The sequence below is a fragment of the Dietzia sp. CH92 genome, from assembly GCF_032248695.1.
Lineage (GTDB): Bacteria > Actinomycetota > Actinomycetes > Mycobacteriales > Mycobacteriaceae > Dietzia.
This window is the reverse complement of the sequence record NZ_JAVHXC010000005.1, coordinates 87,718-110,829: the sequence shown is the minus strand read 5'-3', so window position 1 is coordinate 110,829 and position 23,112 is coordinate 87,718. Positions and strand designations below refer to the sequence as shown.

22 protein-coding genes, 1 tRNA gene and 1 other RNA gene are annotated in these 23,112 nt (G+C 69.8%); 5 read left to right on the top strand and 19 right to left on the bottom strand.

Features of this window, described 5'->3' with window-relative positions; translation table 11 throughout:
- Window positions 1-5: 5 nt before the first annotated feature.
- Entirely contained in the window at window positions 6-1,766 is a 1,761-nt protein-coding gene (ctaD, locus tag RWK90_RS11760) for a cytochrome c oxidase subunit I (protein WP_314037818.1), read from the bottom strand.
- Window positions 1,767-2,018: 252 nt separating this feature from the next.
- On the opposite strand from ctaD, the gene RWK90_RS11755 reads away from it, so the two are divergent.
- A complete protein-coding gene (locus tag RWK90_RS11755; RefSeq protein ID WP_314037817.1) occupies window positions 2,019-3,155 on the top strand; it encodes an ABC transporter substrate-binding protein in 1,137 nt (378 codons plus the stop codon).
- 123 nt (window positions 3,156-3,278) lie between these two features.
- Here the strand turns inward: RWK90_RS11755 and nrdF are convergent, their stop codons facing one another.
- From nrdF to ykgO, 5 genes are all read right to left on the bottom strand, one after another.
- Window positions 3,279-4,295: a class 1b ribonucleoside-diphosphate reductase subunit beta gene (nrdF, locus tag RWK90_RS11750; protein WP_314037816.1), complete on the bottom strand. Its 1,017-nt coding sequence runs from the start codon at window positions 4,293-4,295 to the stop codon at window positions 3,279-3,281.
- A 49-nt stretch (window positions 4,296-4,344) separates the two neighbouring features.
- The gene (gene nrdE, locus RWK90_RS11745; protein WP_314037993.1) at window positions 4,345-6,426 is read right to left on the bottom strand and encodes a class 1b ribonucleoside-diphosphate reductase subunit alpha; all 2,082 of its coding nucleotides are present in this window, start codon (window positions 6,424-6,426) and stop codon (window positions 4,345-4,347) included.
- Between the two features lie 68 nt (window positions 6,427-6,494).
- Window positions 6,495-6,941 carry a class Ib ribonucleoside-diphosphate reductase assembly flavoprotein NrdI gene (gene nrdI / locus RWK90_RS11740; protein ID WP_314037815.1) on the bottom strand — a complete coding sequence of 149 codons (447 nt, stop codon included), beginning with the start codon at window positions 6,939-6,941 and terminating at the stop codon, window positions 6,495-6,497.
- A gap of 49 nt (window positions 6,942-6,990) precedes the next feature.
- Window positions 6,991-7,221, bottom strand: a complete 231-nt coding sequence (gene nrdH / locus RWK90_RS11735; protein ID WP_314037814.1) for a glutaredoxin-like protein NrdH — start codon at window positions 7,219-7,221, stop codon at window positions 6,991-6,993.
- A 686-nt stretch (window positions 7,222-7,907) separates the two neighbouring features.
- Entirely contained in the window at window positions 7,908-8,030 is a 123-nt protein-coding gene (ykgO, locus tag RWK90_RS11730; RefSeq protein WP_010541956.1) for a type B 50S ribosomal protein L36, read from the bottom strand.
- A gap of 268 nt (window positions 8,031-8,298) precedes the next feature.
- Between ykgO and nadE the strand changes: the two genes are divergently transcribed.
- A complete protein-coding gene (gene nadE / locus RWK90_RS11725; RefSeq protein WP_314037813.1) occupies window positions 8,299-9,165 on the top strand; it encodes an ammonia-dependent NAD(+) synthetase in 867 nt (288 codons plus the stop codon).
- A gap of 4 nt (window positions 9,166-9,169) precedes the next feature.
- On the opposite strand, the gene RWK90_RS11720 is transcribed toward nadE, so the two are convergent.
- The 11 genes from RWK90_RS11720 to prfB all read right to left on the bottom strand — a co-directional run bounded on the left by RWK90_RS11720 (window position 9,170) and on the right by prfB (window position 17,705).
- Window positions 9,170-10,264, bottom strand: a complete 1,095-nt coding sequence (locus RWK90_RS11720; protein WP_314037812.1) for a serine hydrolase domain-containing protein — start codon at window positions 10,262-10,264, stop codon at window positions 9,170-9,172.
- 94 nt (window positions 10,265-10,358) lie between these two features.
- Window positions 10,359-10,431 (bottom strand) — tRNA-Ala (locus tag RWK90_RS11715).
- 155 nt (window positions 10,432-10,586) lie between these two features.
- Window positions 10,587-11,324 carry a thioredoxin domain-containing protein gene (locus RWK90_RS11710; protein ID WP_314037811.1) on the bottom strand — a complete coding sequence of 246 codons (738 nt, stop codon included), beginning with the start codon at window positions 11,322-11,324 and terminating at the stop codon, window positions 10,587-10,589.
- A 200-nt stretch (window positions 11,325-11,524) separates the two neighbouring features.
- Window positions 11,525-11,898, bottom strand: a transfer-messenger RNA (tmRNA) gene (gene ssrA, locus RWK90_RS11705).
- An 80-nt stretch (window positions 11,899-11,978) separates the two neighbouring features.
- The gene (locus RWK90_RS11700; RefSeq protein ID WP_314037810.1) at window positions 11,979-12,827 is read right to left on the bottom strand and encodes a DMT family transporter; all 849 of its coding nucleotides are present in this window, start codon (window positions 12,825-12,827) and stop codon (window positions 11,979-11,981) included.
- On the bottom strand, window positions 12,824-13,333 hold the full coding sequence (gene smpB / locus RWK90_RS11695; protein ID WP_314037809.1) for an SsrA-binding protein SmpB: 510 nt from the start codon (window positions 13,331-13,333) through the stop codon (window positions 12,824-12,826). The genes RWK90_RS11700 and smpB overlap by 4 nt, the downstream gene beginning before the upstream one ends.
- A 68-nt stretch (window positions 13,334-13,401) precedes the next feature.
- Window positions 13,402-14,304 carry a permease-like cell division protein FtsX gene (gene ftsX / locus RWK90_RS11690; protein WP_314037808.1) on the bottom strand — a complete coding sequence of 301 codons (903 nt, stop codon included), beginning with the start codon at window positions 14,302-14,304 and terminating at the stop codon, window positions 13,402-13,404.
- A complete protein-coding gene (ftsE, locus tag RWK90_RS11685; RefSeq protein WP_314037807.1) occupies window positions 14,304-14,993 on the bottom strand; it encodes a cell division ATP-binding protein FtsE in 690 nt (229 codons plus the stop codon). The genes ftsX and ftsE overlap by 1 nt, the downstream gene beginning before the upstream one ends.
- Before the next feature lie 41 nt (window positions 14,994-15,034).
- Window positions 15,035-15,703: a hypothetical protein gene (locus tag RWK90_RS11680; RefSeq protein ID WP_314037806.1), complete on the bottom strand. Its 669-nt coding sequence runs from the start codon at window positions 15,701-15,703 to the stop codon at window positions 15,035-15,037.
- Window positions 15,703-16,599: a mechanosensitive ion channel family protein gene (locus RWK90_RS11675; RefSeq protein ID WP_314037805.1), complete on the bottom strand. Its 897-nt coding sequence runs from the start codon at window positions 16,597-16,599 to the stop codon at window positions 15,703-15,705. The genes RWK90_RS11680 and RWK90_RS11675 overlap by 1 nt, the downstream gene beginning before the upstream one ends.
- Window positions 16,599-17,705, bottom strand: a complete 1,107-nt coding sequence (prfB, locus tag RWK90_RS11670) for a peptide chain release factor 2 (protein ID WP_314037804.1) — start codon at window positions 17,703-17,705, stop codon at window positions 16,599-16,601. Before prfB ends, RWK90_RS11675 begins: the two co-directional genes overlap by 1 nt.
- Before the next feature lie 165 nt (window positions 17,706-17,870).
- Here prfB and RWK90_RS11665 point away from each other — a divergent pair, with 165 nt between their 5' ends.
- The 3 genes from RWK90_RS11665 to RWK90_RS11655 all read left to right on the top strand — a co-directional run bounded on the left by RWK90_RS11665 (window position 17,871) and on the right by RWK90_RS11655 (window position 21,463).
- Entirely contained in the window at window positions 17,871-18,680 is an 810-nt protein-coding gene (locus RWK90_RS11665; RefSeq protein WP_314037803.1) for an inositol monophosphatase, read from the top strand.
- A gap of 121 nt (window positions 18,681-18,801) precedes the next feature.
- Window positions 18,802-20,208, top strand: a complete 1,407-nt coding sequence (locus RWK90_RS11660; protein ID WP_314037802.1) for an acyl-CoA dehydrogenase family protein — start codon at window positions 18,802-18,804, stop codon at window positions 20,206-20,208.
- A gap of 49 nt (window positions 20,209-20,257) precedes the next feature.
- Window positions 20,258-21,463 carry an acyl-CoA dehydrogenase family protein gene (locus RWK90_RS11655; protein WP_314037801.1) on the top strand — a complete coding sequence of 402 codons (1,206 nt, stop codon included), beginning with the start codon at window positions 20,258-20,260 and terminating at the stop codon, window positions 21,461-21,463.
- Between the two features lie 87 nt (window positions 21,464-21,550).
- On the opposite strand, the gene RWK90_RS11650 is transcribed toward RWK90_RS11655, so the two are convergent.
- Window positions 21,551-22,261: a peptidase S1 gene (locus tag RWK90_RS11650; protein WP_314037800.1), complete on the bottom strand. Its 711-nt coding sequence runs from the start codon at window positions 22,259-22,261 to the stop codon at window positions 21,551-21,553.
- Window positions 22,262-22,413: 152 nt separating this feature from the next.
- Window positions 22,414-23,055: a TetR/AcrR family transcriptional regulator gene (locus RWK90_RS11645; protein WP_314037799.1), complete on the bottom strand. Its 642-nt coding sequence runs from the start codon at window positions 23,053-23,055 to the stop codon at window positions 22,414-22,416.
- Between the last annotated feature and the right edge of the window lie 57 nt (window positions 23,056-23,112).

The following is a 23,112-nucleotide window of genomic DNA, read 5'->3' as shown; positions in this document are numbered from 1 at the left end:
GGTGGTCAGCCCTGCTGCGGAGAGGTCCCGCGCTCCGCGACGTCCTTGACGGCATCCGGATCCTGGGACTTCTTCCGACCGCCGACGTGCGCCTCGGCACGCATGCGCTCGCTCATATGCGGGTAGTGCAGCTCGAACGCGGGGCGCTCGGAGCGGATGCGGGGCAGCGTCACGAAGTTGTGGCGCGGCGGCGGGCACGAGGTGGCCCACTCCAGGGAGTTGCCCGCGCCCCACGGGTCGTCGACCGTGACGATCTCGCCGTAGCGCCAGCTCTTGATGACGTTCCAGATGAACGGGAGCATCGCGATGCCGAGGATGAACGAGCCGACCGTCGAGATCTGGTTGAGGACGGTGAAGTTGTCCGAATCCAGGTAGTCGGCGTAACGACGGGGCATGCCCTGGTTACCCAGCCAGTGCTGGACGAGGAACGTGGTGTGGAAGCCGATGAAGATCAGCCAGAAGTGCAGCTTGCCCAGCCGCTCGTCGTACATCCGGCCCGTCATCTTGGGGAACCAGAAGTACACGCCGGCGAAGGTCGCGAACACGATCGTGCCGAACAGCGTGTAGTGGAAGTGCGCGACGATGAAGTAGGTGTCCGAGATGTGGAAGTCGATCGGGGCCGACGCCATCATGACACCGGTCAGACCACCGAAGAGGAAGGTGATGATGAAGCCGAGGGCGAACATCATCGGGGTCTCGAAGGTGATCTTGCCCCGCCACATCGTGCCGATCCAGTTGAAGAACTTCACGCCGGTCGGAACGGCGATGAGGAACGTCATGAAGGAGAAGAACGGCAGCAGCACCGCGCCGGTGACGTACATGTGGTGCGCCCACACGGCCATCGACAGCGCGGCGATCGCCAGGGTCGCGAAGACCAGGCCGGCGTAGCCGAACAGCGGCTTACGGGAGAACACCGGGAAGACCTCGGACACGATGCCGAAGAACGGCAGTGCGAGGACGTACACCTCGGGGTGACCGAAGAACCAGAACAGGTGCTGCCACAGGATCGCGCCGCCGTTGGCCGGGTCGTAGATCCGGCCGCCGAACGTGCGGTCGTAGAACACGCCCAGGGCCGCTGCGGTGAGCAGCGGGAAGATGAGCAGGATGAGCACGGACGCCACGAGGATGTTCCACGTGAAGATCGGCATACGGAACATCGTCATGCCCGGGGCACGGAGACAGATGATCGTGGTGACGAAGTTGACGGCACCGAGGATGGTGCCGATACCGCCGATGCCCACGCCCAGGATCCACAGATCGGCGCCGACGTTGGGCGAGTGGATCTTATCCGCGAGCGGCATGTACATCGTCCAGCCGAACGACGCCGCACCACCGGGTGTCAGGAAGCCCGACAGCATGATCGTGCCGCCGGCGGCGAACAGCCAGAAGCCGAGCGCGTTGAGACGCGGGAACGCCACGTCCGGGGCGCCGATCTGCAGCGGCATGATGTAGTTCGCGAACCCGACGACGATCGGGGTGCCGTAGAGCAGGAGCATCACCGTGCCGTGCATGGTGAACAGCTGGTTGAACTGCTCGTTCGACAGGAACTGCATGCCCGGGAAGAAGAGCTCCGCCCGGATGAGCAGGGCCATGAGGCCGCCGATGAAGAAGAAGATGAAGCAGAGGACGATGTACATGATGCCGAGCATCTTGTGATCGGTCGTCGTCAGCATCTTCCACACGAACGAGCCCGGCCGGGAGTTGCCGGTGGGTTCACCCGGTGGGTGGTCGAGTTCGTGGACCGGCTTGGGGGCCACTGCGGTCATAAGGGTCCTCCTGAACGCCTCACCCGACGTCGCGGGTCGAACCACCGACCCCACGTCGAACGCATAGGAATAGTGCGTGACCGCAATCCTAACCCTCGGCTGAGAGCGACGCCCATCCGACCCGTCGATCTCGTCACCGGTGCTCACCCCCGTTAACGGCGTCACCCGCCGCAGCGCGGAGCGCCCGTCGCCGGAGGGCGTCGACCTCGGCGGGAGCGTCCGCGGCGGACCCATCTCCTAGGCTGTTGTCCCATGAACGAAACCGTTCCCGTCCTCCGCCGACGCCCCGGGCGGGGGTATGCGCGGCGTGCCGCCCGGGTCGCCCTGCCGCTCGCGGCCGGTCTGGCGCTCGCCGCGTGCGGCCCCTCCCCCGTCGACATGGTCGAGTACCCCGTGACGACGACGCCGTCGCGGATGGCGGGCGAGGAACTGCAACGCTCCGCGGAGCCCGAGGAATCGTGCGCGCCCGCGCCGGCGCCCGCCGAGTTCCCCGGCGCGGGCACCCGCAGGGTCGACTCCACCGGGCCGGGCCCGGACAGTGTGGCGGTCCCGAGATCGCCGGAACGCATCCTCGCCCTCGGTGTGGGGGCCGTCGACACCGCCTGCGCCCTGGGCCTGCAGGACCTCGTCGTCGGCACCGCCGGGCTGCCCCACGACGCCGCCGTCTACCTGCCCGACCCGCTGTTGGCGCTGCCCGCCCTCGACCTCGGGGGCGGGGCCGACGCAGCCGGGATCGCCGATTCCTCGCGCGGCCTCGCACCGGACCTCATCGTGCTGGCGGGGACGGCGGACCTCGATCCCGCGCTCGTCGACGTCCTCTCCGGCGTGGCCCCGACCGTCGTCTACCCGGGCGACGTCCTCGACTGGTCGGAGGCGACCGAGTCCGTGGCGGACGCCTACGGTCGGCCGCGGGCCGGGGGCGACCTCCTGCTGGATGTCATCGACCGGGCACGCGTCACCGAGGGCGCGACGACACCCTCGGACACCTGGGTGTCCCTGGTCTCGGTCGCCGATGGCTCCGGCGAGGGCGCGCGTGTGCAGGATCCGGACACGCTCGGCTCTCTCATGTTGGAGGCCGTGGACGCCGGGCGCCCGCCGGCGCAGCGCACCCGGGCCGGCGTGCGGGTGCCGCCGCTGCCGGAATCCCCCGCCGTGGGTGACGAGCTCGACGGCGACGTGATCTTTGCGGTGGTGGGCGGTCGGCCGGAGTCCGAGGAGGCGGCGCGCGAGGTCTTCACCTCGGATCGGTGGAGGGAGCTGGACGCCGCGGGCGCGAACCGTGTGTTCGTGATGGACAGGGCCGTGTGGGAGGGCGCCGGGCCCGTCGCCGCGAGAGCGGTTCTCGAGGACATCCGGAAGTCGATCAACGGGATCGCCCCGGACGGCTAGAGGCGAGGCCGGCCCCCGGCGTGGATACGGCGACACCGCTCCGCCGGTCGGTGCTCCCCCGACAGCCCGACGCCCCTGCGACCACGGTCGGTCGCAGGGGCGTCGTCGTTCACGGAACCCGGGTCAGAAATCCCAGTCCTCGTCCTCGGTGGCCTCGGCCCTGCCCATGACGTAGGAGCTGCCGGAGCCGGAGAAGAAGTCGTGGTTCTCGTCGGCGTTGGGGCTCAGCGCGGACAGGATGGCCGGGTCGACGTCCGTCTCGTCCTTGGGGAACATCCCCTCGTAGCCCATGTTCATGAGCGCCTTGTTGGCGTTGTACCGCAGGAACTTCTTGACGTCCTCGGTCCAGCCGACCGGGTCGTAGAGGTCCTCGGTGTAGTCGGCCTCGTTGTCGTACAGCTCGAACAGCAGCTCGAAGGTGTAGTCCTTGAGCTCGTCCCGCTCGGCCTGGGTGACGTGCTCGAGACCGCGCTGGTACTTGTACCCGATGTAGTACCCGTGTACGGCCTCGTCGCGGATGATGAGCCGGATGACGTCGGCGGTGTTGGTGAGCTTGGCCCGCGAGGACCACCGCATGGGCAGGTAGAAGCCCGAGTAGAACATGAACGACTCGAGCATGACCGAGGCGATCTTCCGCTTGAGCGGGTTGTCCCCGGCGTAGTAGCCGAGGATGATCTTGGCCTTGCGCTGCAGGTTCGGGTTCTCCTCGGCCCACCGGAACGCCTCGTCGATCTGCGGCGTGGAGCACAGGGTGGAGAAGATCGTCGAGTAGCTCTTGGCGTGCACCGACTCCATGAAGGCGATGTTCGTGAGAACGGCCTCCTCGTGCGGGGTCGAGGCGTCGGGGATCATGCTCACCGCGCCGACGGTCCCCTGGATCGTGTCCAGCAGCGTGAGCCCCGTGAAGACGCGGGCGGTCATCGTCTGCTCGTACTCGGTCAGCGTCTGCCACGACGGGATGTCGTTCGAGACGGGCACCTTCTCGGGCAGCCAGAAGTTGGTGGTCAGCCGGCCCCAGACCTGGTCGTCGACCTCGTCCGGGATGCGGTTCCAGTTGATGGCCGACACCCGGTCGACGAGCTTGGGCTGGATGCCGGCGGCAGGGCTGTGGGAACCCGGGGCGTGCAGCTCGGCGGTCATCGGTTCTCCTCTGTGAAGCGGGTGGGGGTCGTGGCGCGGCACCGGCGGGTCAGAGCATGCACGAGACGCAGCCCTCGACCTCGGTGCCCTCGAGCGCGAGCTGACGGACCCGGATGTAGTACAGGGTCTTGATGCCCTTGCGCCACGCGTAGATCTGCGCCCGGTTGACCTCGCGGGTGGTGGCGGTGTCCTTGAAGAACAACGTCAACGACAGGCCCTGGTCGACGTGCTGGGTGGCCGCCGCGTAGGTGTCGATGATCTTCTCGTACCCGATCTCGTACGCGTCCTGGTAGTAGTCCAGGTTGTCGTTGGTCAGGTAGGGCGCCGGGTAGTAGACGCGCCCGATCTTGCCCTCCTTGCGGATCTCGATCTTCGACGCCACGGGGTGGATCGACGACGTCGAGTTGTTGATGTAGCTGATCGACCCGGTCGGCGGCACGGCCTGGAGGTTCTGGTTGTAGATGCCGTACTTCTGCACGTCGGCCTTGAGGGCGCGCCAGTCGTCCTGGGTGGGGATGGCGACGCCGGAGTCCGCGAAGAGCTGACGCACCCGCTCGGTGGCCGGCTCCCACGACTGGTCGGTGTACTTGTCGAAGAACTCACCGGAGGCGTACTTGGACTCCGGGAACCCGGCGAACCAGGTCCCCCGCTCACGCGCGATGAGGTTCGAGGACCTCAGCGCGTGGTAGAGCACCGTGTAGAAGTAGATGTTCGTGAAGTCGATGCCCTCCTCGGACCCGTAGTAGATCCGCTCCCGCGCGAGGTAACCGTGCAGGTTCATCTGACCCAGGCCGATCGCGTGCGACTCCGAGTTGCCCCGCTCGATCGAGGGCACCGAGTCGATGTGCGTCTGGTCCGACACCGCCGTCAGACCCCGGATGGCGGTCTCGATGGTCTGGGCGAAGTCCGGCGAGTCCATGGCCTTGGCGATGTTCAGCGAACCGAGGTTGCAGGAGATGTCCTTGCCCACGTGGGAGTAGGACAGATCGTCGTTGAACTCCGAGGGGGTCGAGACCTGGAGGATCTCCGAGCACAGGTTGGAGTGCGTGATCTTGCCGGCGATCGGGTTGGCCCGGTTCACCGTGTCCTCGTACATGATGTACGGGTAACCGGACTCGAACTGCAGCTCGGCGACGGTCTGGAAGAAGTGCCGGGCGTTGATCTTGGTCTTCTTGATGCGGCTGTCCTCGACCATCTCGTGGTAGTGCTCCGAGATGTTGACGTCCGCGAAGGGCTTGTCGTAGATGCGCTCGACGTCGTACGGCGAGAACAGGTACATGTCGTCGTTGCGCTTGGCGAGCTCGAACGTGATGTCGGGGATCACGACGCCCAGCGAGAGGGTCTTGATCCGGATCTTCTCGTCCGCGTTCTCGCGCTTGGTGTCCAGGAACTTGAAGATGTCCGGGTGGTGCGCGTGCAGGTACACCGCGCCGGCCCCCTGGCGGGCGCCCAGCTGGTTGGCGTAGGAGAAAGAGTCCTCCAGCAGCTTCATCACGGGGATGACACCCGAGGACTGGTTCTCGATGTGCTTGATCGGGGCGCCGTGCTCACGGAGGTTGGACAGCAGCAGCGCCACCCCGCCGCCGCGCTTGGACAGCTGCAGGGCGGAGTTGATGCCGCGACCGATGGACTCCATGTTGTCCTCGATACGCAGGAGGAAGCACGAGACGGGTTCGCCGCGCTGCTTCTTCCCGGAGTTGAGGAAGGTCGGGGTGGCCGGCTGGAAGCGGCCGTCGATGATCTCGTCGACCAGTCGACGCGCCAGCGTCTCGTCACCGGCGGCGAGGGTGAGCGCCACCATGCAGACGCGGTCCTCGTAGCGCTCGAGGTAGCGCTTCCCGTCGAAGGTCTTGAGCGTGTAGGACGTGTAGTACTTGAACGCGCCGAGGAAGGTCGGGAAGCGGAACTTCTTGGCGTAGGCGTGGTCGAACAGTTCGCGCACGAAGTTGCGCGTGTACTGGTCCAGGACCTCACGCTCGTAGTAGTCCTTCTCGACGAGGTAGTCGAGCTTCTCGTCGAGGTTGTGGAAGAAGACCGTGTTCTGGTTGACGTGCTGGAGGAAGTACTCCCGCGCGGCCTCACGATCCTTGTCGAACTGGATCTTCCCGTCCGCGTCGTAGAGGTTGAGCATGGCGTTGAGCGCGTGGTAGTCCAGACGCTGGCCCTCTCCCGCCTCTCCCGCGGTGGTGCTCTCTGGGTTCACGGTCGGTGCTGCCAAAACTCTTCCAATCCCTCTCGGACGCGGATGACGTCCTCGTGTGTGCCCATCAACTCGAAGCGATAGAGGTACGGGACCCCCAGCTTCTTGGCGATCACGTCGCCGGAGCGGCCGAAGTCCGCTCCGAAGTTGGTGTTGCCGCCGGCGATGACTCCCCGGCAAAGACTTCTGTTGTGCGCGTTGTTGAGGAACGCGACCACCTGCCGCGGGACCGCGGCCCCGCTCTTCCCCGTGATCTCGAGGCTTCCCCCGTAGGTCGGGACGATCAGAACATACGGGTCCGACACGACCGGCATCGGCTCGGTCCTCCGCACGGGTATCCGCACCGCCGGGAAACCGAGCTTGTCGACGAACCGCTTGGTGTACTCGGAGATGTTGGAGAAGTAGACGATCCTCACCGGCTGGTCGGCCGGCAGCGGAGCCGCCATCGACGCCCCCTTGTCACAGGAACTCTGGGATTACTCGGTGTGGGTGCCCTCAGGCCGCGACGGTGGCGAGCGCCTTGATGCGGTCCGGGCGGAAGCCGGACCAGTGGTCGGAGCCGGCCACCACGACGGGCGCCTGCAGATGCCCGAGGGCCATCACGTACTCCCGGGCCTCGTCGTCCACCGAGATGTCCACGATCTGGTACTCGATCCCGGCCTTGTCGAGCGCCTTGTAGGTCGCGTTGCACTGGACACAGGCGGGCTTGGTGTAGACGGTGACCATGAGTCTCAGGACCTCTTTCGACGCGGGCGCCGCGACGGCGCTCAGGGGGACGTATCTGTGGGGCTTCCGTCCGGTCCGGCCTGGGTGCCGGGACTGGGGACGTCCGCCGTCTGTCGCTGTGGTCACGGCCGGAATGCCACGGATGGCATTCATCGGTGTCGCAACGCCTTAGACACTACCCCTAGTGTCCGCCGAGTCAATCGACCACAACATTTTGGTCTTACAACGCTGGTATTCCCAGGTCGCGATCCCGCCTTGTGGGACGGAGGGGACCCCCGTCCGGAACCGGTCCGGAGGGGCCGCCCCGGCGGCCTCGCTCCCCCACAATGGCACGTCCGGAGACCCGGGGAAATACCGGTCCCGGAACCCACAAGGGCTCCCCAGAGCCTCCCCAGAGCCCCCACACGCTGTCCCCATCCGTTCCACAACCGGGGACCGGAAAAGCACCCACCCGGGCGCCGCGCGGAGTGTTCTCGGACACTGTCCCGACGGCCCCCGAGGGCCCCGATCCGGCGCCCCGGCGGACACTGCCCGACGGCCCGGCAGGCACTGCTCCGACGGCCCGGCGGACCCCCACGGGCCCCGTACGAGCGCGCCGGGAGAACGGGGCGCACGACGACGAGGGCCCGCCGCCGGCGAACCGGAGGCGGGCCCTCGAGGGTGCGTGAGAACTCACGCGGGCGTTGTCAGCCCTGACGGGCCTTGAACCGGGGGTCCTTGCGGTTGATCACGTAGACCTTGCCGCGACGACGGACAACCTGGGCGCCCGGCTTGTTCTTCAGCGACCGAAGGGACTTGCGGACCTTCATGTGGCGCTCCTTAGGCTCTCGGGGCGACCGCGATGGCCGCCGACACGACTGGGAATCACTGTGCGACACGACCGACCACGGAAGGTCGGATGCACGGCACACAACTGGTCCATCGTAACGGACCACCCGTCAAGAACTCCAACCGGCGACGAGCCGCCGCCCGGGGCCGGCGTCGACCCGTCCGCGAGAGCAGGCGCGCCCCCGGCCGGTGCCGGTGCCGGTGTGACGATGTCACGCGGACGTCACACTCGGTTCCTAAGCTGACGGCATGGACCAGACGTCACCCGCCACCACCGCGCTGCGCGCCGCCATCATCGCCGAGCTCGGCGTGCGCCCCGACATCGACCCCGCCGCCGAGGTCGACGCCCGCGTCGCCTTCCTCGTCGACTACCTGCGTTCCACGCCCGCCACCGGCTTCGTCCTGGGCATCAGCGGAGGGCAGGACTCCACGCTCGCGGGACGCCTCTGTCAGCTCGCGGCCGAGCGCCTGCGCCGGGAGGAGATGGACCACGCCCGGTTCGTGGCGATGCGCCTGCCGTACGGCACCCAGGCCGACGAGGCCGATGCACAGACCGCCCTGGCGTTCATCCGCCCGGACGCCTCTCTCACGGTGGACGTCCGAGCGGCGTCCGACGCGTCCTCCGAGGCCGCCTCCACCGCCCTGTCGGCACTTCCCGGTCAGGCGGGCCCGCTCCGCGACTTCGTCCGCGGCAACGTCAAGGCGCGCGAGCGGATGGTCGCGCAGTACGCCGTGGCCGGGCAACTGAACCTCCTCGTCGTCGGCACCGACCACGCCGCCGAGGCGGTCACCGGCTTCTTCACCAAGTACGGCGACGGCGGGGTCGACCTCACGCCCCTCACCGGTCTCACCAAGCGCCAGGGCGCCGCCCTGCTCCGACATCTCGGCGCGCCCGAGTCCACCTGGCGCAAGGTCCCCACCGCCGACCTCGAGGACGATCGGCCCGGCCTACCCGACGAGGCCGCCCTCGGCGTCACCTACGCCCAGATCGACGACTACCTCGAAGGGCGCGACGGCGTACCCTCCGACGCGGTCGCCCGGATCGAGGCGCTGTTCCTCGGCTCCCGCCACAAACGCGCCGTTCCCGCCACCCCGCTCGACGACTGGTGGCGCTGACCGGTCAGTCCAGCAACGACCACACCGTCTCCAACGCCTCCGCCGTCCCGGGCACGTCGAAGGCCTGCGAGGTGAACACCGCGGCCGACCGTCCGGCGCGACGATCGACGTACCCGATCGTGCCCAGTCCCCCGGCCCAGCCGACCGTGCCGTCCGGGCGCACCTCGACCTGGAACCCGTACCCGGACCCCGGCTCCAGGAAGCCCTCCGCGGATCGACGCTGCCGTGACGTGAGGTGATCGGTGGTCATCTGTTCCGCGCTCTCCGCGGTGAGTATCGGGCCACCGTCCACCAGCACGTCCAGAAGTCCGAGATAGTCCCCCACCGTCCCCGCGAGGCCACACGCCAGGGACTCGAACGCGGGGGTCCGCGCGAACCTGTCCGGGGTGTCCGCCGGCTCCACCCGGTTCCCGGGCCCGACCCGGTAGGTGGTGACCAGCCGGGCCGGGTCGGCGGTGAAGCCGGTGTCGGCCAGGCCGAGCGGACCGACCACGTGGTCGGCCACCAACCGTGCCACCGGCACCCCGGTCAGGCGGGCGAGATACACGCCCAGGACGTCACTGCTCGTGTGGTACCACCACCCCTCGCCCGGCTGCCCGGCGAACGGGAGCTCGGCAAGCCTGCGCAGGTACTCGTCCGGCGGGATCGACGGGGCATACGGGCCGGGCGCCACTCCCCGCTCGGCCATCGCCGCGCCCAGCGCGGGATTGTCCACCGGCCACCCGACGCCGGCGGTCATGGTGAGCAGGTCCCGGACCGTGACGGGCCTCCGGGCCGGCACGGTGCGGTCCAACCGCCCGTCCGACTCGGCGAGCACCCGCGGCCCGGCGAGCTCGGGCAGCTGCGCCCCCACAGGGTCGTCGAGACCCACGACGCCCCGCTCCACGAGCCGCATCGTCACCACCCCGGCGACCGGCTTGGTGTTGGAGGACAGGGGGAACACCGCGTCCTCGCGCATCGCCGGACCGTCGACCGACCGGGTGCCGCCCGCCACGAGCCGCGAGAGCCCGTCCTGCCGGACTCCGCAGACGTAACCGATGAGCCGACCGGCACCGACCATCTCGTCGAGTACGGCGGCGATCTCGCGCGGTTCCGCCATGGTCAGACCCTACGCCCGTGCGGCTCGGCCCGGAAGACGCCAAATGGCGAGATCCCGGGCGGTCGTGTCCGACCGCCCGGGATCTCATCCTCGGTGGAGCTAAGGGGACTCGAACCCCTGACCCCCACACTGCCAGTGTGGTGCGCTACCAGCTGCGCCATAGCCCCGTATCCAGTTCTCTCGCGCCGTTCCCCTCTCGGTGACCGGCCCGACTTAAGTTACACCACCACCGTCCGGCCTTCCAAATCGGCCCCGGCCCCGCCGGAAAAGGCGAGGCCGGGGTACGAATCGACGGGCGCGTGGGCCGGACGACCGAAGGGGGTCAGGCGATGATGTCCTGGAGCCACGCGGCGTTCGTGAGGTCGACGACCTCGCCCTGGTACGCGACCGTCGGCGTCGACACCCGATCGGTGATCTCGCGGATCGACTGCTGGGCGTTGTCCGCACTGTCGGACGCCTTGTCGATCCCGCCGTTCGTCTCGACGTTGCCGATGCACTCGACCGTGTCCGCGTTCGCACCGGCGTCCTCGGCGATGCCGGCGAGCTCCTGCGCCGAGCGGTCTCCGCCGCCCTCCGTGGGCTGCTGGGCGAAGAACGCGTTCTTCACATCGAAGAACACCGGCAGCGAGTCCTTGGCCGCGACACACTGGACGGCCGCCAACGCCCTCGTGGAGTACTCACCCGAACCGGACTGACCGTCGAGGAAGTTGAGGGTGTGGAACTCCACCCTCAGATCTCCGGCCTCGACCGCCTCGGAGATCGATTCGCCGTACTGCGCCTCGAACGAGCCGCAGGCGGGGCACATGTAGTCCTCCCAGACCTGGATCGTCGGCGCGGCCTGCGCTCCGACGATCACCACACCGGCGTCCGTGATCTCGATCTGCTCGTCCGCGGTCTCGCCGAACGTGATGGGGTTGGCCTCCCCGCCCCGCTGGGCGAAGAAGACGACGCCGCCGAGCACCACGACGGCCACCGCGATGAGGGCGACGACCGTGATAATCATCCCGTTGTTGGACTTGGTCTGGAGCACCTTCGTGCTCTTGTTGGGCTTGGCGTTCACGTGTACGCGGGCCTTTCTCTACTGGGAGACCGTCGACCTCTTCCGGGTGACCGGCACTAGGGAGAGAGTACCGAAGCGCCCGGGGCGCCCCCGCCCACGCACACCCGACGACGAGGGCCTCGACGGCCCCGCACGGCCCGCCCGCACCCCGGAAATACACCCGGCCCCCGGTCGTCTGGACGACCGGGGGCCGGGCCCGAGTGTGGAGCTGCCGGGAATTGAACCCGGGTCCTCCGCAGCATCGGCAGGGCTTCTCCGTGCGCAGTCCGCGATGGCCTCTACTCGGATCTCACCCTCATGCGGACGTGTTGGTGATGACGATCCCAGTCACTGTGTGATGTCCCGACCCACCCCGTGACCGGGTGAGCCGGTGATCCCTCTAGATGATGCCGGGATCCGGGGCGAGAGCGACCCCGGGCCGACAGACTACGGGCTCGCTATCAGGCAGCGAGGGCGTAGTCGCGCTGATTGGTATCGGCGCGTAATTGGTTGCCACGACGCTTACGGTGGTCTCTGGCCTGCACCGGCACGCTTCCCCTGCGTCAGCTCACGTAGTCGAAACCACATCAGCCCCTCAGGAGCCGCCGACTCTCGCCGACGGACCTCTGACCATACCCCGGCCGGGCGGTCGACGCCAGGGTGACGGACGTCTCCTCAGCCGAGGGTGAGGAGCGCGATCGCCCCGCCCGCCAGCACGAGCCCGACCAGCTGGACGGCGCGCAGCCGCTCGCCCCCGTGGGTGACCGCCAGGGCGACGGTGAACGCCGGGTACAGCGCCGCGATCACGCTGACGAGCGAGAGCATGCCGGCCTGCGAGGCGAAGTAGAAGGAACCGTTGGCCACGGCGTCGAACACCGCGATGACGACGCCGATCGCGATGAGGCGCCGCGGGAACCGGAACGACTCCCGCGCGGCGACGGCGGCGGTGAGCAGCATCACAGTGGCCCCGATCCGTGACGCGGCGACCGGCCACAACCCCTCGCCCGCCGGGACCCGGGACAGCAGGACGAAGAACGCGGCGAACGCCGCGCCCGACACCACCGCCATCGCCAGGAGTGAACCGGTCAGCCGGCCGTGGGCGACGGAGGACCCGCCCTCCCCCTCCAGCGACACGAGAACGGTGGCCACGAGCGCCGTCGCCATCCCCACCGTCGCCGCGACGCCCGGTCGCTCCCCCGCGGCCAGCCCGAACGCCAGGGGGCCGGCCGCCGCCAGAACCGCCGTGATCGGCGAGATGACGCTCATCGGCCCCCGGGACAGCGCCACGTAGAACGTCCACACCGCGGCACCTGACGCGAGCCCGGACGCCAGCCCCCAGCCCAGGCCCGCCGGCGTCGGCGATCCGCCCGCGACGAGGGCCGCGAGGCCCACCAGCACGATCGAGACCGGGTAGGCCACGCTGACGACGCGCAGGGCGCGCGTCCGGCGGGACGCCACTCCCCCGAGATAGTCGCTGATGCCGTACGCCACCGCCGAGGTCGACGCCAGCGCGACCGGCATCATGCCCGCATGCCCTTGATCTTCCTGCCCAGTTCGCGGACCGCCTCGCGTTCGGCCGTCCGGCGGGCGATGTCCTGACGCTTGTCGTGCGCCTGCTTACCGCGGGCGACCGCCAGCTCGACCTTGACCCGGCCGCCGACGAAGTAGAGGGACAACGGGACGAGGGTCGCGTTACCGTCCCGCACCTTGCCCACGAGCGAGTCGATCTCCCGGCGGTGCAGCAACAGCTTGCGTGCCCGCTTGGGCGCGTGATTGGTCCAGCTCCCGTGCGAGTACTCGGGGATGTGGAGTCCGCGGAGCCACACCTCGCCGTCGTCGACCGTCGCGAACGCGTCGACCAGGGAGGCCTTGCCCTCACGCATGCTCTTGATCTCGGTGCCCACGAGGGCGATGCCGGCCTCGTAGGTGTCCAGGATGTGGAAGTCGTGCCTGGCCTTGCGGTTACTCGCGACGATGCTCCCGTCGGAGCCGAGGGAGGACGCGCCCTTCTTCTTGTTCTTCTTGGCCACGTCGGTTCACCTCCTCGTTGCTGTGCGCAGCCCCCAGAGTCTAGATGAGCTGCCGGGCGCGGCGGCCGTCAGTGTCGGACGGTGAGCCTCAGGGTCACCCACGCCGTCACCGCGGACGCCACCGCCCCGGCGACGACGAGCCCCGGCGCGAGCAGCAGGATGTCGGAGGTCGTGATCCGCTCGACGAGGTTGGCCCGGTAGGCCTCGTCCAGCACCCGGTCCAGGAACACGCTCTTGGCCACCAGCAGGCCCCCCACAGCCAGGGCGGCCCCGGTGACCGCCGCGATCACGGCCTCCAGGACGAACGGCAGCTCCGTGTACCACCGGCTCGCACCGACCAGCCGCATGATCCCGACCGCGGTCCGCCGCGTGAACGCCGCTATCTGGGTCATGTTTGCGATGAGCAGGATCGTCGCGACGAGCTGGACCAGCGCGACGGCGAACGCCGCGTTGCGGATGCCGTCCAGCACCGAGAAGACCCGCTCGACCAGCTCGCCCTGCCCCTGCACGACCTCGATCCCGGCCACGTCGGTGAGCTCCAGCGCCACCGCCTCGGCCCTGGTCGGATCGGCGAGGGTCAGGGTGAACCGCGACCCCAGGGCGTCCGGCGACGTGGACTCCACCAGCACCGGGTCGGTCGAGGCGAACAACTCGACGAACTCGGAGTAGGTCTCCTGCGGGTTCTTGTACTCGACCGACGCCACGCCCGGGGTCTCCTCGAGCCGTGCGCGGATGTCCGCGCACCCGGCCTCGCAGTCCGGGTCCTCGACGGAGACCGAGCGGTCCACGTAGACACGGAACTCGTTGAGGTAGTCGTACTTGGCCTGGCTCGCGGACGCGGTCATCGCCACGAGCAGGCCCGCCCCGAGCATCCCGAGGGCGACGGCGGTGGTGATGATCATGGCCAGCGTCATGGACAGGTTCCGGCGCAGTCCCTGCGCCACCTCGGAGACGAGGAATCGGACGGCCATCAGCGATCCACCCCGTACGTCCCCCGCGCGTCGTCGCGCACGACCGCGCCGTCGACGAGCTCCACGACACGGCGGCGCGACCGGTCCACGATGTGCCGGTCGTGAGTGGCCATGAGCACCGTCGTCCCCGTCCGGTTGATCCGGTCCAGCAGCAGCATGATGTCCTCACTGGTCTCCGGGTCGAGGTTTCCCGTGGGCTCGTCCGCGAGAAGCAGGACCGGACGGTTGACGAACGCCCGCGCGATGGCGACGCGTTGCTGCTCTCCGCCCGACAACTCGTGCGGTCGCCGGTCCGCCTTGTTGCCCAGCCCCACCATGTCGAGGGTCTCCGGGACCACGGCGCTGATGGTCCGGCGGGACTTGCCGATGACCTGCAACGCGAAGGCCACGTTCTCCGCTACCGACTTGCCCGGCAGGAGGCGGAAGTCCTGGAACACGCACCCGAGGGAACGCCGCAGTCCCGGCACGTCCGAGCTCTTCATGCGTGTGAGGTCGTGCCCCGCCACGACGAGCCGACCCGAGTCCGGGCGGTCCTCCCTGAGCAGCAGGCGCAGGAAGGTCGACTTGCCCGAGCCGGAGGCGCCGATGAGGAAGGCGAACTCGCCCTCGGCGATCTCCACGCTCACGTCGGACAGAGCCGGACGCGCGGCCGCCGCGTACGACTTGGTCACATGGGAGGCACTGATCACACCAGTAGCCTAGCGTCACACGCTTCCCATTACGTGGCGGCTCAGCCCTCCAGGGCGCCGCCGTCGGGCACGGAGGTCGCGCCGGCCTCCGGCGACTGCTGCCCCGACTGCTGCTGGGACTGTTGCTGCGGTTGCTCCCGGGGCGCCTGCTGTTGCGGTTGCTGCGTCTGCTCCTGCTGGGGCGCCGGCGTCCCCGTCGTCCCACGCGGGCCCGCCGCGCCGGGACTCGTCGTGGCCGCGCCGTCCGGGTCGGTCGTCGCGGTCGCCGGCGCCTCGGTACCGGTGACCTCCGGCGTCGTGGTGGGCGTGACCCCCGTGGTCCCCGTGGCCTCCGTCGGCGTCCCGCTCGGGGGCGGCGACGATTCGACGGGGGCCGGCGGCTCGCTGCTCGCCGGCGGAGCGGGTGGCCCGAACGCCACGACGGGCTGCTCGCGGACGAGCAGATACAGCGCGCCGGCCAGGACGAACGCCCCGAGGAGGATCGCCGTGGTCCGCGACATCCTGAAGAACTCACCGAGCAGGCTCACCAGTTTCGGGCGCGGGCGACGGGAGGGCGCGTCGGGAGGCGGGGTGCCGACCAGCCCCAGCGGGTCGGTCCTGCCCGCGGTGGCCTCGTCCGTTCCAATGGTCGCCTCGACAGGGGTGCCGGCGACCGGGGCGTTGCCGCCGGGCTCGCCGCGGGTCGTGTCGTCCTCACGCTTGTCCGACATCAGGCACTCCCCTCTCCGGTCTGCGGGCGCAGCATGCCCGCGCGGATCGCGGCGAGCGCCTCGGGTTCCAGCACGATCCCGGCCTGGCGGAAGCGGCGCAGGATGACCGCGCGCATTCGGCGCCCGACCTCCCACTGCATACCCGGCTGGGTGCGGGCGAGCAGGCGGATGACGGTCTGCTCGAGCCGGATCGACTGCACCCCCATCACCGTGGGCTCGTCGAGGATGTACTCCCCCACCCGCTCGTCGTCCACGATGTCGCGGCACACCTCGGCGAGGACCTCGTGCGCCTTGTCCATGTCCGCGTTGTTGGGCACCGGCACGTCGATGATGGCGCGAGCCCAATCCTGCGACTGGTTGACGGCCGTGATGATCTGCCCGTTGGGCACGATCACCGCCTCACCGTCGAGGGTGCGCAGTCGCGTGATCCGCAGCGTGACGTCCTCGACCGTGCCCGCCGCCACGCCGGTACCGGTGGTCAGCTCGACGATGTCGCCGTACCCGTACTGGCGCTCGGCCAGCACGAAGAACCCGGCGAGGAAATCCTGGACGATCTTCTGCGCGCCGAAACCCAGCGCCGCACCGAGGACGGTGGCGGGCGCGACGAGGGTGACGAGGTTGACACCGAACCGCAGCAGGATCTGGATGCCGAAGAGGATGTACAGCACCCCCACGGCCACGTACGAGATGACCTGGATGAGCGAGTGCAGGTGCTTGGCGTCCTCGGACCACAGCTCCTCACCGGCGTGCCGGGCGTCGAGGCGACCGGTCCACATGCGGGCGATCTTGCCGATCACCCTCGTCAGGAGCGCCGCGCCGAGGACGAGGAGGACGACCTCCAACCCCTCGTTGCTCAGCCACCTCCCGATCCCGCTGAAGTCGGTCTCGAACCTCACTAGGCGTCGGCCCCCTCCCGCATCCGCCACCGGATGCCGGCCTCGATGAACCCGTCGATGTCACCGTCGAGCACCGCCGACGGGTTGTTCACCTCGTACTCGGTCCGCAGGTCCTTGACCATCTGGTACGGGTGCAGCACGTAGGAACGCATCTGGTTGCCCCACGAGGCGTTCCCGCCGGCGCCGAGCGCGTCCATCGCGGCGCGCTCCTCCTGCCGCTTGCGCTCGAGCAGCTTGGCCTGCAGCACCTTCATGGCGGCGACCTTGTTCTGCAGCTGCGACTTCTCGTTCTGACACGTCACGACGATGCCGGTGGGGATGTGCGTGAGGCGCACGGCGGAGTCCGTGGTGTTGACCGACTGACCGCCGGGGCCGGACGAGCGGTACACGTCCACCCGCACCTCGTTCTCGGGCACCTCGATCGAGTCGACCGTCTCCACCACCGGGAGGACCTCGACCTCGGCGAACGAGGTCTGGCGGCGTCCCTGGTTGTCGAACGGGGAGATGCGCACCAGACGGTGCGTCCCCTGCTCGACCGAGAGGGTGCCGTACATGTACGGGTCCTTGACGACGAAGGTGGCCGACTTGATGCCCGCCTCCTCCGCGTACGAGGTGTCGTAGACCTCGACCTTGTGGCCGTTCTTCTCCGCCCAGCGCACGTACATGCGCATGAGCATCTCCGCGAAGTCCGCCGCGTCGACGCCACCGGCGCCCGCGCGGATGTTCACGACGGCCTCACGCTGGTCGTACTCCCCGCTGAGCATCGTCTTGACCTCCATGGCCTCGACGTCCTCACGCAGGCTCGCCCGCTCGGCGTCCGCGTCCTCGACGGCGTCGCCACCCTCCTCCTCCGCGAGTTCGTACATCAGCGGCAGGTCCTCGATCCGCTGCCGCAGATCGCGGCAGCGGCGCAGGTCCGCCTGGATGTAGGACAGCTCGCTGGTGACCTTCTGCGCCCGGTCCTGGTCGTTCCACAGGTCGGGGTCGGCGGCCATCTGTTCGAGCTCGTCGGCGCGGCGGGCGAGCTCGTCGATGTCGAGGACCTTCTCGACGGTGGTCATGGTCGCGTCGAGGGCGGCGATGTCGGCGGAGACTTCAGGGTGCACGGGATCCGAGTCTACGCGGCCCGCGCGCCTCCCACCGTTCGCCGGCCCGTCACCGGGGCGTGACCCGCCACCCCACCCGGCGTCGCCCACCGGGGGTAGCGTCGGGAGCCGCGGACCCGCTGCCGCCCGTGGTCAGCGCGCCGCGCCCCCCAGCGGAGGAACTGCATGTCCATCGACACCGGCCACCCGCGTCCCCTGCCCGACGCGTCCACCGGGCGACTGTCCGACGTCGACCTGGCCGCCCGCCTCGTCGTCGACGCCGGGACCCTGGCGCGCCGACTGCGCGAGGACGGGCTCGACGTCCGGCACAAGACCTCCGTCTCCGACGTCGTCACCGAGGCCGATCACGCGGCCGAACGCCGCATCACCGCCCTGCTGGCCACCCACCGCCCCGACGACGGCGTCGTCGGCGAGGAGGGCACCCTCGTCGCCGGCGGCCACGACCGCCGGTGGGTCGTGGACCCCGTCGACGGCACCTACAACTTCGTCTCCGGCTCGGACTACTGGTGTTCGGCCGTCGCCCTCAGCGGACCCGACGACCACCTCCTCGGCGCCGTCCACCGCCCCGTCACCGGCGAGACCTTCGTCGGCGGCAGCGACGTCCCCACCCGCCGCAACGGTGTCCCCGTGACCCCGCTGACCCCAGGCGCCCTCGAGGTCGGCAGCCTCGCCACCTACCTCCACCCCCCGTTCCTCACCGACCCGGACCTCGCCGACCCGTTCCACCGCGTGAGCCGCGGCGCCGCGACCATCCGCATGCTCGGATCCGGATCGGTCGACCTGGCCTCGGTCGCCTGCGGGATCCACACCGTGTGGTGCCAGCACTCCTGCCCGGAGTGGGACTGGCTGCCCGGCCGCGCGCTCGTCGAGGGCGCCGGCGGCGTCTGTGCGACCGTCGAGGTCAACGGCTACGACTGGTTCGTCGCCGGCCGGCCCGGCGCCGTCGAGCAGGCGGTCGCACTCCTCCGCGGCTGATCAGGACCCCCACGACCAGCGGCGACGAGATCGCCGGGGGAAAGTGTGGCGCTCGGAACTTACTCCGAAGTAAGGTGGTGGCGACCACACCGTCCACCGTCCGTCACGAGAACAGCTGGTGATGATGAGTAAGAACCCCACGACCCCGTCCACGACAGGACGCGCGGAGACCTCGACACCGGGCAAGAACCCCACCCGCATCGACGCGATCGGCGCCGCCATGCGCGCGCTCACCACGATCACCGGGTCGGAGTTCGCCGAGCGTTTCGGACTGCGCCAGAAGGTCGACCGGGTGACCTACGAGGCCACCAAGACCGGATTCAAGACCCTCGGTGCCGCGACCAAGTCGTTCAAGAAGGTCTCCGGCGGCGGCGCCCCCAAGCGCCTGCCCGACGCCGACGCCGAGGCACGGCCCGACCTGTTCGACCTCACGCTGGACGACGACCAGCAGATGATCTCCCAGACGGTGCGCGAGTTCGCCGCCGAGGTCATCCGCCCGGCCGCCCACGACGCCGACGCCGCCGCCGAGGCCCCCGCCTCGCTGCTCGAGCGCTCGGCCGAGATCGGCGCCACCATGCTCAACGTGCCCGAGGAGTTCGAGGGCATCGCCTCCGAACGCGGCGTGGTGACCAACTCACTCGTCGCCGAGGCCCTCGCGTACGGCGACATGGGCCTGGCCCTGCCGATCCTCGCCCCGTCCGGTGTGGCCACCACGCTCACGCAGTTCGGATCCGACACCCAGCAGAAGTCCTACCTGCCGGCGTTCGCCTCCGAGAAGGTCCCCGCCGCCGCCGTCGTCGTGGCCGAGCCCCGGCCCCTCTTCGACCCGTTCGAGCTGAAGACGACCGCGACCCGGACCCCCGGGGGCTTCACGCTCAACGGCGTCAAGTCGATGGTGCCGACGGCCGGGAGCGCGGAACTCTTCGTCGTCGCCGCCGCGCTCGACGGCGCGCCCACCTTCTTCGTCGTGGAATCCGACACCGACGGCCTGGTGGTCGAGGCCGATCCCTCCATGGGACTGCGCGCCGCCGGTCTGGGACGGATCGTCCTCACCGACGTCTCCGTGCCCGCCGACGCGATCCTCGGCGGGTCGGACGTGCCACCGGAGGACCGCGCCGCCGCCTACGCCGACGTCATCCGCCTGTCGCGGCTGGGGTGGGCCTCCCTCGCCGTGGGCACCTCGCACGCCGTCCTCGACTACGTCACCCCGTACGTCAAGGAGCGCCACGCGTTCGGCGAGCCCATCGCGCACCGGCAGGCGGTCGCGTTCGCCGTCGCCGACATGGCCACCGAACTCGACGGCATGCGCCTGGTCACCTGGCGCGGCGCGTCCCGCGCCGAGCAGGGCCTGTCCTTCGCCCGCGAAGCCGCCCTGGCCCGCAAGATCGCCGCTGACAAGGGCATGAAGATCGGCCTCGACGGCGTCCAGCTGCTCGGCGGCCACGGCTTCACCAAGGAGCACCCCGTCGAGCGCTGGTACCGCGACCTGCGCGCCGTGGGCGTGGCCGAGGGCGTGGTGGTCCTGTGACCACCAGCCGCCCCGCCACCCACCCGAACCGGACCAAGGACACCCAGCGATGATCAACCTCGAACTCCCCAAGAAGCTCCAGGCGGGTGCGAACCAGGCCCGCCAGGTGGCCACCCAGATCTTCCGGCCCGTCTCCCGCAAGTACGACCTCGCCGAGCACGAGTACCCCGTGGAGCTGGACACGCTCAAGGCCATGATGGAGGCCATGGAGGACGCCGGCCAGGCCGCCTCCGGCGCCACCATGGGTTCCGGCGGCGCCCCCAAGCGCGAGGGCGTGTCCAACGGCGGCAACATGAAGTCGCTGCTCAACATCATCGAGACCTGCTGGGGCGACGTCGGCCTCACCCTGTCCATCCCCCGCCAGGGCCTGGGCAACTCCGCGATCGCCGCCGTGGCCAACGACGAGCAGATGGAGAAGTTCGGCCGCGTGTGGGCCTCCATGGCCATCACCGAGCCCGACTTCGGCTCCGACTCCGCCGCCGTGTCGGCCACCGCCCGCCTCGACGGTGACGAGTACGTGATCAACGGCACGAAGATCTTCGTCACCTCCGGGGCCCGCGCCGACCACATCGTCGTGTGGGCGACGCTCGACAAGAGCAAGGGCCGCGCCGCCATCAAGTCGTTCGTCGTGCCGCGCGACCACCCCGGCGTCTCCGTCGACCGACTCGAGCACAAGCTCGGCATCCGCGCCTCCGACACCGCCCAGATCACGTTCACCGATTGCCGCGTCCCCAAGGAGAACCTCCTCGGCGACCCGGAGATCCGCGTGGACAAGGGCTTCGCCGGCGCCATGCAGACCTTCGACAACACCCGCCCGCTCGTCGCCGGCATGGCCGTGGGCGTCGCGCGCGCCGCGCTCGAGGAGATCCGCACGCTCCTCGAGGAGGCCGGCATGGAGATCGACTACGACCGGCCCGCCACCAGCCAGCCCGCCGCCGTCGCCAAGTACCTCGAGCTCGAGGCCGACTGGGAGGCGTCCTACCTGCTCACCCTGCGCGCGGCGTGGATGGCCGACAACAAGATGCCCAACACCAAGGAGGCGTCGATGTGCAAGGCCAAGGCCGGGCGCACCGGCTCCGCCGTGACCCTGGGCGCCGTCGAGCTGGCCGGGACCTACGGCTACTCCGAGCGCAGCTTCCTGGAGAAGTGGTCGCGCGACTCCAAGATCCTCGACATCTTCGAGGGCACCCAGCAGATCCAGCAGCTGGTGATCGCGCGCCGCATCCTGGACCTGTCGAGCGCCGAGCTCAAGTGAGCCCGGCAGCGCGCGCATAGTCGACACGGCGCAGCGCCCCCGCAGAGTCTGCGGGGGCGCTGCGCTGTGTCCGGCGTCGGGGGACCGTCAGGCCATCTGGAAGCCGCGGCCGGGCCAGTTACGCGCGGTGGCGTCGGCGACGATCGCGTCGAACGAGTAGCCGAGCGCGGGCAGGAAGAACGGCGACTGGGCCGGGTGCAGGCAGGACGGGAGGATCGGTCCGAGGCTCCCGGCCGGCCCGGCGGCCGGAGGCATGTGGCCACCCGAGACCAGGCCCACGAGACGACCGTCGCGCGTGATGGGCCCACCGGAGTCCCCGTAGCCCGCGCACGCGTGGCTCCAGAACCGGTCACCCTCGCGCTGCCACGTGATGCCGCAGGTGTGGCCGGTGGACAGCCCGTCCTTGCAGACGACGTCGCCGAACTGCGGTGCGGGGGCACGGCCCACGACGCCGGCCTGCCGGACGGGCACGGCGACGGCCGGGTCCAGGCGGATGACCGAGTAGTCGAGGATCTCGTTGCGGGTGGCCACGGTGCCGATGACGCCGGCCCCCTGGTTGTCGCGGAGGATGACCGGGGCGTTGATGCGGTCACTGCAGTGGGCGGCCGTGAACGCGACGGGCGCGCCCCCGGCGTCGTACCCGGCGGCGGTGATGGTGCACCCCGCCACTCCCCCGACGAGCACGGGGGTCGCGCCACCGACGGGCACCGCCGCCTGGGCTGCTGCGGGCGCCATCAACGTGGCGGCACCGGCCATCACGGCCGTCGCGGCGATCTTCGCCAGACGGGTGAACCTCATGAGCGTGTCCTTCCCACCCCCGGCGGAGTGCCCGGGTCTACGCCCTCGACAGAGTAGCCGCCGTCATGCCCCCGCGCACGACGCATGCGCGCGGCGCCGTCCGGCCACCGCCACCCGGGGGCGACCTCACCGCGGCAGTGACACACCGTCGGTCAGCGTTGCTCCACCGTGATCCGGATGGTCGGACGATCCTCGGTATCGCCCCCGATCCGCTCCCAGATCGCGGCCACGACCGGTTCGAGGAACAGCTCGCCGACCTGACCCATGAGGGTGCGCACCACCTGCACCTTGTCCGATGCGCGGGTGGACGCGTGCCCTCCCCGACGGAGGCTGTCGACCTCCCTGGCGGTGAGGTCGACGATCGAGGCGAGCAGCGGGGCGCCCCTGCCGTCCGGTTCGATGAGCGCGCGGTTGAGGTACTTCACGATCACCGGGTTGCGGTCGAGCACGTCCCGGACGGCGGCGTCGCGGGCCGCGACGACCTCCGCGGGGGATCCGCCGAGGTCGACCGTGGCCAGCGCGTCGACGACGTGCTCCACGACGAGGTCGTCCACGGCGCGGCGCAGTCCCTCCTTGGTCCCGAAGTGGTGCTGGATCAGCCCGATGGTCACGCCGACCTCGCCGGCGACGCGTCGCATCGAAACCCGGTCCTCGCCGTGGTCCGCGTACAGCTCGAGGGCGGCGTACCGGATGCGTGTGCGGGCGGAGAGGTCGCCGTCGGCCGAGCGCGGCGGGGCGTCGCCCTCCCGCGCGGAGTCCGCCGTCCCGGCCGGCGTCGAACCCACCTCGTCCATCCCGTCCACCTCTCACCGTGCACCGCGGACGCGCGGGGCGGCCGCCGGAGTGATGAC